10 protein-coding genes and 1 pseudogene are annotated in these 18,147 nt (G+C 57.0%); 9 read left to right on the top strand and 2 right to left on the bottom strand.

The features are described from left to right. Window positions 1-66: 66 nt before the first annotated feature. A protein-coding gene (locus LBF07_RS10320; protein WP_103178130.1) for an IS1-like element IS1B family transposase occupies window positions 67-764 on the bottom strand; the annotation gives its coding sequence in 2 pieces (ribosomal slippage) (window positions 67-515 and window positions 515-764; 699 coding nt in all). 186 nt (window positions 765-950) lie between these two features. Between LBF07_RS10320 and bcsR the strand changes: the two genes are divergently transcribed. From bcsR to LBF07_RS10275, 9 genes and pseudogenes are all read left to right on the top strand, one after another. After that, entirely contained in the window at window positions 951-1,139 is a 189-nt protein-coding gene (bcsR, locus tag LBF07_RS10315; RefSeq protein ID WP_008503237.1) for a cellulose biosynthesis protein BcsR, read from the top strand. A gap of 11 nt (window positions 1,140-1,150) precedes the next feature. Then, window positions 1,151-1,903 (top strand): cellulose biosynthesis protein BcsQ, encoded by a 753-nt coding sequence (bcsQ, locus tag LBF07_RS10310; protein WP_023333774.1) that lies wholly within the window; start codon window positions 1,151-1,153, stop codon window positions 1,901-1,903. Continuing rightward, window positions 1,900-4,515, top strand: a pseudogene (gene bcsA, locus LBF07_RS10305) (UDP-forming cellulose synthase catalytic subunit). The gene bcsQ and the pseudogene bcsA overlap by 4 nt, the downstream one beginning before the upstream one ends. A gap of 10 nt (window positions 4,516-4,525) precedes the next feature. Further along, the gene (gene bcsB, locus LBF07_RS10300) at window positions 4,526-6,946 is read left to right on the top strand and encodes a cellulose biosynthesis cyclic di-GMP-binding regulatory protein BcsB (protein WP_094934854.1); all 2,421 of its coding nucleotides are present in this window, start codon (window positions 4,526-4,528) and stop codon (window positions 6,944-6,946) included. A gap of 6 nt (window positions 6,947-6,952) precedes the next feature. Next, window positions 6,953-8,059, top strand: coding sequence for a cellulose synthase complex periplasmic endoglucanase BcsZ (bcsZ, locus tag LBF07_RS10295; RefSeq protein WP_094934855.1), 1,107 nt, complete (start codon window positions 6,953-6,955; stop codon window positions 8,057-8,059). Then, window positions 8,041-11,523 (top strand): cellulose synthase complex outer membrane protein BcsC, encoded by a 3,483-nt coding sequence (gene bcsC, locus LBF07_RS10290; RefSeq protein WP_094934856.1) that lies wholly within the window; start codon window positions 8,041-8,043, stop codon window positions 11,521-11,523. The genes bcsZ and bcsC overlap by 19 nt, the downstream gene beginning before the upstream one ends. Window positions 11,524-11,642: 119 nt before the next feature. Continuing rightward, window positions 11,643-13,649, top strand: coding sequence for a biofilm formation regulator HmsP (gene hmsP / locus LBF07_RS10285; RefSeq protein ID WP_033146871.1), 2,007 nt, complete (start codon window positions 11,643-11,645; stop codon window positions 13,647-13,649). A 159-nt stretch (window positions 13,650-13,808) separates the two neighbouring features. Continuing rightward, on the top strand, window positions 13,809-15,095 hold the full coding sequence (locus tag LBF07_RS10280) for a dicarboxylate/amino acid:cation symporter (protein ID WP_023309587.1): 1,287 nt from the start codon (window positions 13,809-13,811) through the stop codon (window positions 15,093-15,095). A gap of 227 nt (window positions 15,096-15,322) precedes the next feature. Next, window positions 15,323-16,816, top strand: a complete 1,494-nt coding sequence (locus LBF07_RS10275; RefSeq protein ID WP_033146870.1) for a pitrilysin family protein — start codon at window positions 15,323-15,325, stop codon at window positions 16,814-16,816. Window positions 16,817-17,160: 344 nt separating this feature from the next. On the opposite strand, the gene LBF07_RS10270 is transcribed toward LBF07_RS10275, so the two are convergent. Beyond that, window positions 17,161-18,090, bottom strand: a complete 930-nt coding sequence (locus LBF07_RS10270; protein ID WP_094934857.1) for a sugar kinase — start codon at window positions 18,088-18,090, stop codon at window positions 17,161-17,163. Between the last annotated feature and the right edge of the window lie 57 nt (window positions 18,091-18,147).

Genomic DNA, 18,147 nt, shown 5'->3' with positions numbered 1-18,147 from the left:
TGTCCCTCTTTTCGTCTAATTTATCTGTATCTCAGTTTACTAGCGAAAGCGGGTAATGACTCCAACTTATTGATAGTGTTTTATGTTCAGATAATGCCCGATGACTTTGTCATGCAGCTCCACCGATTTTGAGAACGACAGCGACTTCCGTCCCAGCCGTGCCAGGTGCTGCCTCAGATTCAGGTTATGCCGCTCAATTCGCTGCGTATATCGCTTGCTGATTACGTGCAGCTTTCCCTTCAGGCGGGATTCATACAGCGGCCAGCCATCCGTCATCCATATCACCACGTCAAAGGGTGACAGCAGGCTCATAAGACGCCCCAGCGTCGCCATAGTGCGTTCACCGAATACGTGCGCAACAACCGTCTTCCGGAGCCTGTCATACGCGTAAAACAGCCAGCGCTGGCGCGATTTAGCCCCGACGTATCCCCACTGTTCGTCCATTTCCGCGCAGACGATGACGTCACTGCCCGGCTGTATGCGCGAGGTTACCAACTGCGGCCTGAGTTTTTTAAATGGCGGAAAATCGTGTTGAGGCCAACGCCCATAATGCGGGCGGTTGCCCGGCATCCAACGCCATTCATGGCCATATCAATGATTTTCTGGTGCGTACCGGGTTGAGAAGCGGTGTAAGTGAACTGCAGTTGCCATGTTTTACGGCAGTGAGAGCAGAGATAGCGCTGATGTCCGGCAGTGCTTTTGCCGTTACGCACCACCCCGTCAGTAGCTGAACAGGAGGGACAGCTGATAGAAACAGAAGCCACTGGAGCACCTCAAAAACACCATCATACACTAAATCAGTAAGTTGGCAGCATCACCGCGAAAGCGTAGAAATAAACCTAACATTGAAATTAAAGAACATCAGATTTAGCATGTAAATGAAATTTGTCAGGGCAGGAAGCCCCGCAACTTCTTTAGCGTGCGATTTTCCTTAAAGGGATGGAAAAAGAATGGATAATAACGAACCTGGAACCCCAGTCGACTCGACTCTGGGTTACACATTCCAAAACGATTTTCTGGCGCTGACGCAGGCCTTTTCTTTACCTGAAATAGATTACACCGATATTTCCCAGCGGGAACAGTTGGCCGCGGCTATTAAACGCTGGCCGTTATTAGCTGAATTCGCCCATCAACAATAAGGGAGCCATTGATGGCCATACTCGGATTACAGGGTGTCCGTGGCGGTGTGGGTACCACATCAGTTACCGCGGCGCTGGCGTGGTCATTACAGCTTTTAGGTGAATCGGTGCTGGTTATTGACGCCTGCGCCGATAATTTGTTGCGTATGTCGTTTAACGTCGACTTTTCTCGTGAAGAGGGCTGGGCCCGCGCGCTGCTTGATGATAAAGACTGGCAGGATGCAGGGATGCGCTATACCTCCCAGCTTGATCTGCTGCCGTTTGGGCAACTGACCACCACGGAACGCGAGAATGAAGCCGCGTATCAGCGCCTGTTTTCGCAGTTCACGCTGGCGCTGCAAACCCTGAAAGAAAAGGGGCACTACAAGTGGATCCTGCTGGATCTGCCGCACGGCGCCGGCACGCTCACTCGACAGCTTATCGCCCAGTGCGATCATATACTTTCCATCGTCAACGTCGATGCGAACTGCCATATCCGCCTGCATCAGCAGGGGCTGCCTCAGAACGCTCACCTTCTGATTAACGATTTGCGCATTGGCAGCCAGATCCAGGACGATCTGTATCAGGTCTGGCTGCAAAGCCAGCGCCGTCTGCTTCCCATTGTCATCCATCGTGATGAGGGGATGGCGGAATGCCTAGCGTCTAAGCAACCGCTCGGCGAATACCGCAGCGATTCACTGGCGGCAGAAGAGATCCTGACGCTGGCTAACTGGTGTCTGCTGAACTTCGCCAACAGGGCGGAGCATGCAGGGAGTTCTGTATGAGTCGTCTCGCCAGCTGGTTACTCATCCCACCGGTCAGTTCGCGTTTGAGCGAACATTACCGGCATTTCCGCCGGCACGGTGCTTCGGCATTTAGCGCCGCGCTCGGCTGCTTCTGGATGATTCTGGCCTGGATGTTTATTCCACTCGAACACCCGCGCTGGCAGCGCATACGTGCCCGGCACAGTGAGCTATATCCGCATATTAATCCCAACCGGCCGCGTCCTTTGGATCCGGCGCGCTATCTCATTCAGGCCATCTGGCTGGTGGTCACGACATCCCGCTCAGAGAAAATAACGCCGCACTGGCGCAGCTTCTCCCGGGTTCAGCAGTTACGTGAGCGCTACCACCAGTGGCTGGACAGACTGCCCAACAGCGTAAGCGATAAGACCAGCCATCTGGATAACCATAAAGAGCTCGGGCATCTTCACCCGGGCCTGCGGCGTTTTATCCTCGGCGTGATCGTCGTGTTCTCGCTCATTCTGGCGCTGGTCTGTATTACGCAGCCTTTCAATCCTCTGGCGCAGTTCACCTTCCTGATCCTGCTGTGGGGCGTGGCGCTGCTGGTCCGCCGTATTCCGGGCCGCTTCTCGGCGCTGATGCTGATTGTGTTGTCGTTGACCGTCTCCTGTCGCTACATCTGGTGGCGTTATACCTCAACCCTGAACTGGGACGACCCGGTCAGCCTGGTGTGCGGCCTGGTGCTGCTGTTTGCCGAAACCTACGCCTAGATCGTACTGGTGTTGGGCTATTTCCAGGTTATTTGGCCGCTCAACCGCCAGCCGGTTCCGCTGCCAAAAGACACCGCGCAGTGGCCGTCTGTTGATCTCTTTGTACCGACCTACAACGAAGATCTGAGCGTGGTGAAAAACACCATTTATGCTGCGCTGGGCATCGACTGGCCGAAAGACAAGCTCAAGGTCTGGATCCTGGATGACGGCAACCGTCCGGCGTTCCGCCAGTTCGCAGAGGAGGTCGGCGTCGAGTACATCGCTCGTCCGACTCACGAACATGCGAAAGCCGGGAACATCAACAACGCGTTGAAGTATGCCACAGGGGAGTTTGTCTCGATCTTTGACTGTGACCACGTGCCGACGCGCTCGTTCCTGCAGATGACCATGGGCTGGTTCCTGAAGGAGAAAGAGCTGGCGATGATGCAGACGCCGCACCACTTCTTCTCGCCGGATCCGTTTGAACGTAACCTTGGCCGCTTCCGCAAAACCCCGAACGAAGGCACCCTGTTTTATGGCCTGGTGCAGGACGGAAACGACATGTGGGATGCCACCTTCTTCTGCGGCTCCTGTGCGGTTATCCGCCGTAAGCCGCTGGATGAAATTGGCGGTATCGCCGTCTAAACGGTCACTGAAGATGCGCACACCTCTCTGCGCCTGCACCGTCGTGGCTATACCTCTGCGTATATGCGTATTCCGCAGGCTGCCGGTCTGGCAACGGAGTCACTGTCGGCGCACATTGGTCAGCGTATTCGCTGGGCGCGCGGCATGGTGCAGATTTTCCGTCTCGATAACCCACTGATTGGTAAAGGGCTCAAGCTGGCGCAACGTCTCTGCTACGTCAACGCCATGTTCCACTTCTTATCCGGTATCCCGCGGCTGATCTTCCTGACCGCGCCGCTGGCGTTCCTGCTCCTTCACGCTTATATCATTTACGCCCCGGCGCTGATGATTGCGCTGTTTGTTCTGCCGCACATGATCCACGCGAGCCTGACGAACTCGAAGATACAGGGTAAATACCGCCATTCCTTCTGGAGTGAAATCTACGAAACGGTGCTGGCCTGGTATATCGCGCCGCCGACGATGGTGGCGCTGATTAACCCGCACAAAGGGAAATTTAACGTCACCGCCAAGGGCGGTCTGGTGGAAGAGGAGTACGTCGACTGGGTGATCTCCCGTCCGTATATCTTCCTGGTATTGCTGAATATCGTTGGCGTCATCGCCGGTATCTGGCGTTACTTCTACGGCCCGGAAAACGAAATCCTGACCGTCTTTGTGAGTATGGCCTGGGTCTTCTACAACCTGATTATCCTCGGCGGCGCGGTGGCGGTGTCGGTGGAGAGCAAGCAGGTTCGTCGTGCGCATCGCGTTGAAATCTGCATGCCTGCGGCGATCGCCCGTGAAGATGGCCATCTCTTCTCCTGTACCGTGCACGACTTCTCTGACGGTGGCCTGGGAATCAAAATCAACGGCCAGGCGAAGGTGCTGGAAGGCCAGAAAGTTAACCTGCTGCTTAAGCGCGGTCAGCAGGAGTATGTCTTCCCGACGCAGGTTGTGCGCGTGGCGGGCAATGAAGTCGGTTTGCAGCTGATGCCGTTGACCAAAAAGCAACATATCGATTTTGTGCAGTGTACGTTTGCCCGCGCGGATACGTGGGCTCTCTGGCAGGACAGCTTCCCGGAAGATAAACCTCTGGAAAGCCTGCTGGATATTCTGAAGCTGGGGTTCCGTGGCTATCGTCACCTTGCAGAATTCGCCCCGTCGTCGGTGAAATTAATTTTCCGGTCACTTACTTCGCTGGTTTCCTGGGTCGTGTCGTTCATTCCTCGTCGTCCTGAGCGGGATGAGGCGAAGCAGGCGGACCCGGTTATGGCTCAACAATGATGATAACGCGATGAAAACAAAACTTTCCTGGTTATGTGCAGTGGCAATGGGGATGAATGTCCTCCCCGCAACAATGGCTAACGCAGCTCCTGGTAACGCAGCGGCAACCCCTGCGCCAACGGTACCTGTCGTCGCGCAAGCAACCGATCCGGTTGTCACCGCGGCACCTGGTCAAACAGAAAATATCATGCCGAACCAGCCAACGGAGGGGAACACCCTGCCGGCAGACGGCCAGGTCATCGGGCAGGTGATGCCGGGCGTCCGGGGGGCGAATGCGCCTGTCGTTGCGGACAATGCGCCGTCGCGGGACGTGAAGCTGACCTTCGCGCAAATTGCACCGCCTCCGGGCAGTATGGTGCTGCGCGGCATCAACCCTAACGGCGGCATTGAGTTTGGCATGCGTAGCGATGAGGTCGTTTCTAATGCGGTGCTGAACCTGGAATACACGCCGTCGCCGTCTCTGCTGCCGACGCAGTCTCAGCTGAAGGTCTACCTGAATGATGAGCTGATGGACGTACTGCCGGTCACCAAAGAGCAGCTGGGCAAGAAAACCCAGGCGCAGGTGCCGATAAACCCGCTGTTCATCACCGACTTTAACCGTATCCGTCTGGAATTTGTCGGCCACTATCGCGATGTCTGCGAAAACCCGGCCAGCAACACGCTGTGGATGGACGTCGGGCGTAACTCCTCGCTGCAGATGACCTACCAGTCGCTGGCGCTGAAAAACGATCTCTCGGCATTCCCGGTTCCGTTCTTCGATCCGCGTGATAACCGTCCGCTCACGCTGCCGATGGTGTTTGCATCATCCCCGGACGTGACCGAGCAGCTGGCGGCCACCATTGTGGCGTCCTGGTTTGGTTCACGTGCTGGCTGGCGTGGACAGAGCTTCCCGGCGATGTATGACAAACTGCCGGACAGAAATGCCATTGTGTTTGCGACCAACGCGAAACGCCCGGCCTTCCTGCGCGATCATCCGGACGTCAAAGCGCCGACCGTTGAGATGATAAGCCACCCGGAAAACCCGTACGTGAAGCTGCTGGTGGTGTTTGGCCGTGATGATAAAGATCTGGTGCAGGCAGCAAAAGCGATTGCCCAGGGCAACGTCCTTTTCCGTGGCAACAGCGTTGTAGTGGATGAGGTCAAACCGCTGCTGGCGCGTAAACCTTATGATGCGCCAAACTGGGTGCGTACCGACCGTGCGGTGACATTTGGCGAACTGAAAACCTATGAAGAACAGCTGCAGGCGACGGGGCTTGAGCCAGCGCCGATTAGCCTGTCACTGAATCTGCCGCCGGATCTGTATCTGCTGCGTACCAACGGCATTGATATCAATCTGAACTACCGTTATACCGCGCCAGCGACCAAAGACAGCTCGCGCATGGATATCAGCCTGAATAACCAGTTCCTGCAATCGTTCAGCCTGCAAAGCACGCAGGATACTAACCGCCTGATGCTTCGCCTGCCGGTGTTGCAGGGGCTGCTGGACGGTAAAACGGATGTCTCCATTCCGGCACTGAAGCTGGGCGCGATAAACCAGCTGCGCTTTGACTTCCAGTACATGAACCCGACGCCTGGCGGTTCGGCGGAAAACTGCATCACCTTCCAGCCCGTACAGAACCACGTCGTGATTGGCGATGAGTCGACCATCGACTTCTCGAAGTACTATCACTTCCTGGCGATGCCGGATCTGCGCGCCTTTGCTAACGCAGGTTTCCCGTTCAGCCGCATGGCCGATCTCTCTGAGTCCATCGTTGTGATGCCAAAAGCGCCAAGCGAAGGGCAGGTCACGACCCTGCTGGATACCATGGCGACCGTTGGGGGACAGACGGGATTACCGGCGATTAACGTCACGTTGACGGACGATGGCAGCCAGATCCAGAACAAAGATGCTGACATCATGGTGATCGGTACCATTCCGGATAAGCTGAAGGATGACAAACGTATCGATCTGCTGGTGAAAGCGGCCCAGTCCTGGGTTAACACGCCGCTGCGTCAGACCGAGTTCCCGAGCATTATGCCGGATATGAACGACCGTCAGGCCAGCACGCAGACGACGGTAACGTCTCAGGGGGCAATGGCCGCGGTGGTGGGCTTCCAGTCACCTTACAACGAACAGCGTAGCGTGGTGGCTCTCCTGGCGGACAGCCCGCGCGGGTATGAACTGCTCAATACGGCCATGAACGACAGCGGTAAACGTGCCGCGATGTTTGGATCCGTGTCGGTGATCCGTGAGTCCGGCGTCAATAGCCTGCGCGTGGGCGACGTGTACTACGTGGGCCATCTGCCGTGGTTCGAACGCCTGTGGTATGCGCTGGCTAACCATCCGGTTCTGCTCGCCATCCTGGCGGCGGTCAGCGTGGTCTTGCTGGCATGGGTGCTGTGGCGTCTGCTGCGTATCATCAGCCGTCGTCGCCTGAACCCGGATGAGTAAGATGTGATGAAAGCCTTTCGCTGGTGTGCATTAGCAGCGTTGATGCTGGCGGCGCTTCCTCTTCGCGCCGCCTGTACCTGGCCTGCCTGGGAGCAGTTTAAAAAGGATTACATCAGTGAGGGCGGGCGTGTCGTTGATCCCAGCGACACGCGCAAAATTACGACATCTGAAGGGCAAAGCTACGCCTTGTTCTTTGCCCTTGCGGCGAACGATCGCAGCGCGTTTGACCAGCTGCTGACCTGGACGCGCGATAATCTTGCCAGCGGCAATCTCAACGACCATCTGCCCGCCTGGCTATGGGGCCAGAAAGATAAAGAGACGTGGGCGGTGATTGATACCAACTCCGCCTCTGACGCCGATGTCTGGATCGCCTGGTCTCTGCTCGAAGCGGGCCGGTTGTGGAAACATCCGGACTATACCCGCACGGGTAAGGCGCTGCTGAAACGCATTATCAGTGAGGAAGTGGTGAAAGTGCCGGGGCTCGGCGCAATGCTGCTTCCCGGTAAAGTCGGTTTTGCCGATGAAAACGTCTGGCGTTTTAACCCCAGCTATCTTCCTCCGCAGTTAGCGAGTTATTTCACGCGCTTTGGTCCCCCGTGGACCCAGCTTCGTGAAACCAATCAGCGTCTGCTGCTGGAGAGCGCGCCGAAAGGGTTTTCGCCGGACTGGGTTCAGTATCTGAAAAACAAAGGCTGGCGGTTACAGCAGGATAAATCGCTGGTGGGCGGCTACGACGCCATCCGCGTTTATCTCTGGGTGGGAATGATGAGTGATAAAGATCCTCAGAAAGCCCGGCTGCTGACGCGCTTCCAGCCGATGGCGGCAAAGACAATGAAACGGGGTGTGCCGCCGGAGAAAGTGGATGTGGCGACGGGTAAACGCACCGGGAATGGCCCGGTCGGGTTCTCTGCCGCCATGCTGCCGTTTTTACAACAACGTGATGCCCAGGCGGTTCAGCGCCAGCGCGTTGCGGACCATTTTCCCGATAACAATGCCTATTACAGCTACGTGCTGACTCTCTTTGGGCAAGGATGGGATCAGCATCGTTTTCGCTTCACCGCAAAAGGTGAATTAATACCGGATTGGGGCCAGGAATGCGCAAGTTCACAGTAAATCTACTCACTTTATCGCTTGGCCTGGCACTGATGCCGATGGCTGAGGCCGCCAACTCTCCGCAGCAGAAACAGCTGCTGGAACAGGTTCGGCTGGGCGAATCGACACAGCGTGAGGATTTGGTTCGTCAGTCGCTTTACCGTCTTGAGCTGATTGACCCGAACAACCCTGACGTCATTGCCGCACGCTTTCGCTACCTGCTGCGCCAGGGCGATAACGCCGGTGCGCAAAAAGAGCTGGATCGTCTGAAAGGGATCGCGCCGGGCTCGAGTGCATACCAGTCATCACGCAACACGATGCTGCTGTCCACGCCGGATGGCCGCCAGCAGCTCCAGCAGGCGCGTTTGCTCGCCACCACGGGACACACGCAGGAGGCGATTGCAGCCTATGACAAGCTGTTTGACGGCAACCCGCCGGGCGGCGACGTGGCGACGGAATACTGGAACGTCGTGGCGAAAGACCCCGCTCGCCGGAATGCGGCCATTAACCAGCTCAAGAAAATCAACACCAGCAGCCCTGGAAATACACAGCTGCAGGCGACGCTGTCCCAGCTTTTGTTCCAGAGCGGACGCCGTGATGAAGGCTTTGCGGTATTGCAGGAGATGGCTAAATCGACCAACGGGCGCAGCCAGGCGTCTGATATGTGGTATGACCAAATCAAAGGCCAGCCTGCCAGCAGCGCCAGCGTCAGCGCGCTGCAAAAATACCTGAGCGTATTCAGTGACGGCGATAGCGTCGCGGCGGCGCGTGCCCAGCTCGAAGAACAGCAAAAACAGCTCGCTGACCCGGCGTTCCGCGCGAAAGCGGAAGGGCTGGCGGCGGTGGATGCCGGGCAGGGAAGTAAGGCGGTGGCTGAGCTGCAAAAAGCCGTCAGCGCCAACCATGCCGACAGTGAAGCGGTGGGTGCCCTTGGCCAGGCCTATTCCCAGAAAGGCGACCGCGCCCGCGCGGTGGCGCAGTTTGAAAAGGCGATTGCCCTCGATCCCCAGAGCGATAACCGGGGTAAATGGGACAGTCTGCTGAAGGTCAACCGCTACTGGCTGCTGATCCAGCAGGGCGATGCGGCCCTGAAGGCGAATAACCCTGCGCAGGCGGAGCGTTACTATCAGCAGGCACGCGGTATCGACAATACCGACAGTTATGCCGTGCTGGGGTTGGGCGATGCCGCCGCGGCGCGTAAAGATAATGACGCGGCGGAACGTTACTATCGCCAGGCGCTGCGTATGGACAGCGGCAACAGCAATGCGGTCCGCGGCCTGGCTAATATTTACCGCGCGCAGTCCCCGGAGAAGGCCTCGCAGTTTATCCAGTCTCTCTCCGCCAGCCAGCGCCGAAGCATTGATGATATTGAACGTAGCCTGACCAACGAGCAGCTCTCCGCTCAGGCAGAACAGCTAGAAAATCAGGGAAAATACGCCCAGGCGGCAGAGATTCAGCGCCGTCGTCTGGCGCTCTCTCCCGGCGACGTTTGGATAACCTATCGTCTCTCGCGCGATCTCTACAGCGCGGGTCAGCGCAGCCAGGCGGATACCCTTATGCGTCAGCTTGCCAGCCAGAAACCGACCGATCCGGATCAGGTGTACGCCAGCGGGCTCTATCTTTCCGGCAACGATCAGGACCGCGCCGCGCTGGCGCATCTGGACACGCTGCCGCGCAGCCAGTGGAACGGCAATATTCAGGAGCTTGCCGACCGCCTGCAAAGCAATCAGGTGCTGGAAACCGCCAACCGTCTGCGCGACAGCGGAAAAGAGCAGGAGGCGGAAAACCTTCTGCGTCAGCAGCCGACCTCCACCCGCATCGACCTGACGCTGGCGGACTGGGCGCAGCAGCGTGGCGATCTGGCGTCGGCGAAAACGACGTATAACGCCGTTCTGCAGCGTGAACCGCAGAACGAAGACGCGATCCTCGGCCTGACCGAGATTTACAGCGCGCAGGGCGACAAAGATGCCGCGCGCGCAGAGTTGGCGAAACTGCCCGCCGCGCAAAACGGCCAGCCGCTGTCGCTCAACATGCAGCGCCGGATCGCGATGGCGCAGGCAGGTCTGGGCGATTCCGCTGCCGCAGAACAGACCTTCAACAAAATCATTCCGCAGGCTAAATCGCAGCCCGGCTCCATGGAAAACGCGCTGGTGTTACGTGATGCCGCGCGTTTCCAGGCGCAAAACGGTCAGCCTCAGCAGGCGCTGGAAACCTATAAAGACGCGATGGTGTCGACGGGTATCACCACGACGCGTCCGGCGGACAACGACAGTTTCACCCGTCTGACGCGTAACGATGAAAAAGACGACTGGCTGAAGCGCGGCGTGCGCAGCGATGCCGGTGACTTGTACCGTCAGCAGGATGTTAACGTCACGCTGCAGCACGACTACTGGGGCTCCAGCGGCACGGGCGGCTATTCTGACCTGAAAGCGCACACTACCATGCTGCAGGTGGATGCTCCGCTGTCTGACGGGCGCATGTTCTTCAGAAGCGATCTGGTCAACATGGACGCCGGTTCATTTGATAACAATAACGGGACCTACGATCCAAAATGGGGGACCTGTTACGAAACGCCGTGTAGCGGCAACACCCATCAGTCCGACAATGGCGCAAGCGTCGCCGTCGGCTGGCAGAATAAAACCTGGGCGATGGATATTGGCACTACGCCAATGGGCTTTGACGTCGTCGACGTGGTGGGCGGCATCAGCTACAGCAGCGATCTGGGCCCCATCGGCTATACCGTTAACGCCCATCGCCGCCCAATCTCCAGCTCTCTACTGGCGTTCGCCGGACAAAAAGATACCAACACCGGCACCACCTGGGGCGGCGTACGTGCCACCGGTGGCGGCGTAAGCATGAGCTATGACAAAGGAGAAGCGAACGGCGTCTGGTCAAGCCTGAACGCGGAAACGCTGACGGGTAAAAATGTGGAAGATAACTGGCGCGTCCGCTGGATGACGGGTTACTACTACAAGCTCATTAATAAAAACAACGAGCGCCTGACGGTCGGCGTCTCCAATATGCTCTGGCACTATGACAAAGACCTGAGCGGTTATACCCTGGGTCAGGGCGGCTACTACAGCCCGCAGGAGTATGTCTCCTTCGCGCTGCCGGTGACCTGGCGTAAACGCACGGAGAATTGGTCCTGGGAGCTGGGCGGCTCGGTGTCCTGGTCTCACTCGAAAACCAAAGACGAACTGCGCTACCCGATCCAGAATCTGATCCCGACCGATGAGCCAGACCGCTATACCGACCGGGGCGTGATGGAAACCGGCAGCAGTTCCTCTGGCACGGGTTATACCGCGCGGGCCATTATCGAACGCCGCGTAACGTCCAACTGGTTTGTGGGCATGGGCGTGGATATTCAGGAAGCGAAAGACTATACCCCAAGCCATGCGCTGATCTATGTGCGTTACTCTGCTGCAGGCTGGCAGGGCGATATGGACTTACCGCCGCAGCCGCTCATCCCTTACGCGGACTGGTAATCGGATTATCCTTAATCCATTTGTAAGTCTCTCTTAATAGCGCGGCAATCGGGTATACTCAGGCGCGCCAGGTTTACACCCTGGCGCGCCCTGCGCTTCGAGTTTTGTGGAGAGTCATTTTGCGTGTCAGCCGTTCCTTAACAATCAAACAGATGGCGATGGTTTCTGCCGTCACCATGCTGTTTGTACTGCTCTTCTGCGTAATTTTGCTGTTTCATTCCGTACAGCAGAATCGCTATAACACGGCTTCGCAGTTAGAAAGTATCGCGCGATCGGTGCGCGGCCCGCTCTCTGCCGCTATCCTGAAAGGGGATATTCCCGAAGCGGAAACCATTTTAAAACGCATTCAGCCTGCCGGCGTCGTTAGCCGCGCCGATGTGGTCTTGCCCAATCAGTTTCAGGCGCTGCGGATGAGCTTTATCCCGGAGCGTCCCGTCCCGATGATGGTGATGCGCCTGTTTGAACTGCCGGTGCAGATTTCGCTGCCCGTTTATTCGCTTGAACGCCCTGCCAATCCGCAGCCGCTGGCCTACCTGGTATTACAGGCGGATTCCTACCGCATGTATAAATTCGTCATGAGCTGGGTGGTTACGTTAGTGACCACTTGCTTACTTATGACGCTTATTCTCAGCGTGGCGCTCACCTGGTGCATTAACCGGCTGATTGTTCATCCGCTGCGCCGTATCGCCCGCGAGCTGAATACGCTTGCGCCGCAGGATCAGATGGGGCATCAGCTTGAGCTGCCGCGTCTGCATCATGACGATGAGATAGGCATGCTGGTGCGCAGCTACAACCTCAACCAGCAGCGCATTCAGCGCCAGCAGGATGAGTTAAACAGCAGCGCCACGCGCTTCCCGGTGTCGGAGCTTCCCAATAAAGCCTTCCTGATGGCGATGCTGGAGCAGACCGTTGCCCGTCAGCAAACCACGGCGCTGATGGTTATCGCCTGTGAAACCCTGCAGGATACGGCTGGCGTGCTCAGGGAGAGCCAGCGCGAAATGCTGCTGCTGACCCTGGTGGAAAAAGTGAAGTCTGTCCTTGCCCCGCGCATGGTGCTGACCCAGGTCAGCGGTTACGACCTTGTGGTGATTGCCAACGGCGTAAAAGAGCCCTGGCATGCGATCACTTTAGGTCAGCAAGTACTCACTGTCATTAATGAGCGGTTGCCCATTCAGGGTATCCAGCTTCGTCCAAGCGCCAGTATCGGTATTGCGATGTACTATGGCGATTTAACGGCAGAGCAGCTTTATCATCGCGCGTTCTCGGCGGCGTTCACCGCCCGGCGCAAAGGGAAAAATCAGATCCAGTTCTTCGCGCCGGAAGAGATGGAAAAGGCGCAGCAGCGCCTGACGGAAGAGAGCGACATCCTGACCGCGCTGGATAACCGCCAGTTTGCCCTCTGGCTACAGCCGCAGGTGAATTTGCTGACGGGAGAAGTGAAAAGCGCCGAGGCACTGCTGCGCGTGCAGCAGCCGGATGGTTCATGGGAGCTGCCGGAAGGGCTGATTGAGCGCATTGAGTCCTGTGGCCTGATGGTTACCGTCGGCTACTGGGTGCTGGAGGAGTCCTGCCGTCAGCTTGCCGCCTGGCAGGAGCGCGGCGTGACGCTGCCGCTGTCGGTCAATTTGTCAGCCGTACAGCTGATGCACCCAACCATGGTTTCAGAGATGCTGGAGCTGATCCATCGTTACCGAATCAAGCCTGATACGTTAACTCTGGAAGTGACGGAGAGCCGACGCATCGACGACCCTAATCAGGCGGTCGCGATCCTGAAACCGCTGCGTAATGCCGGCATTCGCATTGCGCTGGACGATTTCGGCATGGGATACGCCGGGCTGCGTCAGCTTCAGCACATGAAAACCCTTCCGGTGGATGTGCTCAAAATTGACAAAGCGTTTGTCGACGGTCTGCCGGGCGACAGCAGCATGGTGCAGGCGATTATCCAGATGGCGCGCAGCCTCAATTTGCATCTTATTGCCGAGGGAATTGAAACCGAAGCGCAACGCGCCTGGCTGGCAGAGGCGGGCGTGGAGAGCGGACAAGGCTTCCTTTTTGCCCCTGCTGTTCCTTCGGATGTCTTTGAAGAACGATACCTTTCTGGTGCTGACAATAACGCAAAAGTGTAATTTTGTTGCTGGCTTGTGCGAGCCAGCTCAAAGTTCTTAACATTTGTGTTTCAAATTTGAACTGAGTTTATTTCTGTCCTGTTATGTGGGTGTTATTTTAAAGCCGCAGGTTAACCATAACCTTACAAAGCCTGTGGTTTTTCTTCCCAAGGACACCTTATGAAAACCTCACTCTTCAAAAGTCTTTATTTCCAGGTCCTGACAGCCATCGCCATCGGTATTCTGCTGGGTCACTATTACCCTGAGCTGGGCGCGCAAATGAAACCGCTTGGCGACGCGTTCGTTAAGCTCATCAAAATGGTCATCGCGCCGGTGATCTTCTGTACGGTAGTAACGGGCATCGCTGGCATGGAAAGCATGAAGGCGGTCGGCCGTACCGGTGCAGTGGCGCTTCTCTATTTTGAAGTGGTCAGTACCCTTGCGCTGATTATCGGTCTGATCATCGTCAACGTGGTGCAGCCGGGCGCGGGGATGAACGTAGACCCGTCAACGCTGGATGCCAAAGCGGTCGCGGTATATGCCGAGCAGGCGAAGGATCAGGGTGTGGTGGCCTTCCTGCTGGACGTGATTCCGGGCAGCGTCATTGGCGCGTTCGCCAGCGGAAACATCCTGCAGGTTCTGCTGTTTGCCGTGATGTTTGGCTTTGCTCTGCACCGTCTGGGCAGCAAAGGCCAGCTTATCTTTAATGTGATCGAAAGCTTCTCGCAGGTGATCTTCGGCATCATCAATATGATCATGCGCCTGGCGCCGATCGGTGCTTTCGGTGCGATGGCCTTCACCATCGGTAAATATGGCGTCGGTACGCTGGTGCAGCTGGGTCAGCTGATTATCTGCTTCTATATCACCTGTATCCTTTTCGTGGTCGTGGTGCTGGGCTCCATCGCGCGCGCGACGGGTTTCAACATCTTCAAATTTATCCGTTATATACGCGAAGAGCTGCTGATCGTTCTGGGGACTTCCTCTTCAGAATCGGCGCTGCCGCGTATGCTCGACAAGATGGAAAAGCTGGGGTGCCGTAAATCGGTGGTCGGGCTGGTGATCCCGACGGGCTACTCCTTCAACCTTGACGGCACCTCGATATACCTGACGATGGCGGCCGTGTTTATCGCTCAGGCGACCAACAGCCATATGGATATTTTCCATCAGATTACCCTGCTGGTGGTGCTCCTGCTCTCCTCTAAAGGCGCGGCAGGCGTGACGGGCAGTGGCTTTATCGTGCTGGCTGCTACTATTTCCGCTGTGGGTCACCTGCCGGTGGCGGGTCTGGCGTTGATTCTCGGTATCGACCGCTTCATGTCAGAGGCGCGTGCGTTAACCAACCTGGTGGGTAACGGCGTGGCAACGGTGGTGGTGGCGAAATGGGTGAAAGAGCTGGATCACAAAAAGCTCGACGATACTCTGAATAACCGTTCAACTGACAGCAAAAATCCTGGCTTAACCTCTTAATCTTGTCACAAATGCCCGTATTCCCTTGTCGGGATGCGGGCTCCTGCGCATAATAACTGTTCGTACCTGTCATAATTCGACAAGATTTTTTTTGGGTATATTTCACTTCTGACCGTGACGTTTTGCCGAACGCGCGGTCTAATCGACGTGTTTTCATCGTCATCTTTAAGAGTGAAGCGCGTCGCGAAACACTCTTTTTTAACCAGGAATGTTGATCAGGGGTTCACATGCAGGGCACAAAAATTCGACTCTTAACCGGCGGTTTGCTGATGATGGCAGCAGCCAGTTATGTGCAGGCAGATGCGCTCCAGCCAGACCCGGCCTGGCAACAAGGGACATTAGCGAACGGTTTTCAGTGGCAGGTTTTAGCCACTCCGCAACGTCCCAGTGACCGTGTAGAAATCCGTCTGTCCATTAATACCGGTTCCCTCGCGGAAAGCACTCAGCAAACCGGTTTTAGCCATTTTATTCCCCGGCTGGCGCTCACGCAGAGCGGCAGCCTGCAAGCGGTTCAGGTGCGTTCGCTTTGGCAGCAGGCCATCGATCCGAAACGCCCGCTCCCTCCGGCTGTGGTCTCGTATGACTACACCATGTTTAACCTGAGCCTGCCTAATAACCGTAACGACCTCCTTAAAGAAGCGCTTACGTATCTCTCCGATGCCTCTGGCAATCTGGCGATTACGCCGGACACCGTCAACTATGCGCTGAGCAACAGCGACATGGTGGCAACCTGGCCCGGGGATACCAAAGAGGGCTGGTGGCGTTACCGCCTGAAGGGCTCGACGCTGCTGGGACATGACCCGGCCGAACCGCTGAAACAGCCGGTGGACGCCGAACAGGTAAAATCGTTCTACCAGAAGTGGTACACCCCGGATGCGATGACGCTGATCGTGGTGGGTAACGTGGACAGCCGCGCGGTGGTGGAGCAGATCAACAAAGCGTTTGGTGATTTGAAAGGCAAGCGTGAAACGCCAGCCCCTGTCCCGACGCTCTCTCCGCTGCGTGCAGAGCCTGTCAGCATTATGACGGACGCCGTGCGTCAGGATCGCCTCTCCGTCATGTGGGATAACGCCTGGCAGCCAATCCGCGAGTCCGCAGCGATGTTGCGCTACTGGCGTGCCGATCTCGCGCGTGAAGCGCTGTTCTGGCACGTTCAGCAGACGCTGAGCAAGAACAACGTGAAGAATATCGGTCTTGGCTTTGACTGCCGCGTGCTGTTCCAGCGTGCGCAGTGTGCCATCAACGTTGAGTCGCCGGGCGATAAGCTGAATGCCAATCTGGGCGTGGTCGCAAAAGAGCTGGCAAAAGTGCGTAAAGAGGGGCTTTCCGAAGAGGAATTCAACGCTCTCGTGGCGCAGAAAAAACTCGAGCTGCAGAAGCTGTTTGCGACCTACGCTCGCGCCGATACCGACATTCTGATCAGCCAGCGTATTCGCTCCCTGCAGAATCAGGTGGTGGACATTGCGCCGGAACAGTACCAGAAACTGCGTCAGGACTTCCTGAACGGTCTGACCGTCGAGATGCTCAATCAGGACCTTCGTCAGCAGCTGTCGCAGGAGATGGCGTTGATCCTCCTGCAACCGAAGGGCGAGCCGGAATATGACATGAAGGAACTTCAGAAGACCTGGGATTCCATTATGGCTACCGCGCCGCAGCCAGCGCAGGCCGCCACGGCTGATGATTTACATCCGGACGCGACGGATATTCCGCAAGGGCAGTAATGCTTAAACATTCCCTCTCCCACAGGGAGGGGGTGTTCATCGTCCACTCTCCCTGTGGGGAGAGTAATTACCAGTAATTTTTTACCTGAAGCGATGAATGTTGCTTCAGGTAAATGAATGACTTACAGCGATGCCCTGAGCCACCCTGGCACGTTCACAAGTCATGTTGTTACAGAGTAGCAAGGAACATAAAGTGAACGGAATGACCACCAGAGCCGTATGTTCCCCCTCACCCCAGCCCTCTCCCTCAAGGGAGAGGGGGTCGTCCGTGCTGGCATTATTTTGTGGGGAACCCTCAGGCCTGTGGGAGAGGGTTAGGGGGAGGGCATCAGCCCGCACCCTCCTTAAACAGGCATCGCCTCACGCGGAATAATCGCCCCGCGATACTGAATCACCGTGCTGGCCGTCAGGTGACCACGCTGTGCCGCCGCTTCCGGCGTTCCACCCGTCAGACGTACCGCCAGATAGCCCGCGCTGAATGAATCACCGGCCGCCGTGGTATCAATCACTTTCTCTCTGGCAAGCTTCACCGCCGGAACGTCAACCAGCGCTTCGCCCGCCACCGCGACCAGGCACGAATCCGCCCCGCGCTTAATCACCACTTCGCTCACGCCAGCCGCCTGCGTGCGTGCAATCACGTCCTCTACCGGTTTCTCACCCCACAGAGCGTCTTCATCGTCGAGCGTGAGGAAGGCGATGTCGGTGCACTGCAGCATCTGCTGATAGACCTGCTGCGTCTCTTCGCGGCTGGCCCACAGGCGCGGGCGGTAGTTGTTATCGAAAATAACCTTGCCGCCGTTTGCACGGCATTCGCGCAGCAGCGAGAGCAGCTTTTCACGGCTGGTAGGGCTCAGGATCGCCAGGCTAATCCCGCTCAGATAGAGGTAATCAAAGGTCGCCAGCTCTTCGCAGATGGCCGCGGCCGCGTCGCTCTCCAGCCAGAATTTGGCCGCGGCTTCGTTACGCCAGTAATAAAACGTGCGTTCGCCGGTGCTGTCGGTTTCGATGTAATAAAGCCCTGGGAGGCGGTTCTCCATACGCTGAATCAGCGACGTTTCGACATGTTCACTCTGCCAGGCCTCCAGCATTTGCTGGCTGAAGCTGTCCGTACCCAGGGCGGTCACGTAGTTCACGGTGAGCGCCTCAGGCGCGACCTGACGGGCAATATAAACGGACGTGTTTAACGTATCGCCACCAAATCCGCGGCTGACTTCCGCGCCTTTTTGTGACAGCTCAATCATGCATTCGCCAATCACGGCAATTTTTTTGGACATAGTCGTGAACCTGAACAGAAGAATTATCAGCAGTGTGCGCTGAGTGAATTAACCGGT

The sequence above is a fragment of the Enterobacter cloacae complex sp. ECL352 genome (assembly GCF_020149545.1).
Taxonomy (GTDB): domain Bacteria; phylum Pseudomonadota; class Gammaproteobacteria; order Enterobacterales; family Enterobacteriaceae; genus Enterobacter; species Enterobacter asburiae_B.
Note: the sequence above shows the minus strand (reverse complement) of the source record. Positions and strands in the feature narration are given on the sequence as shown.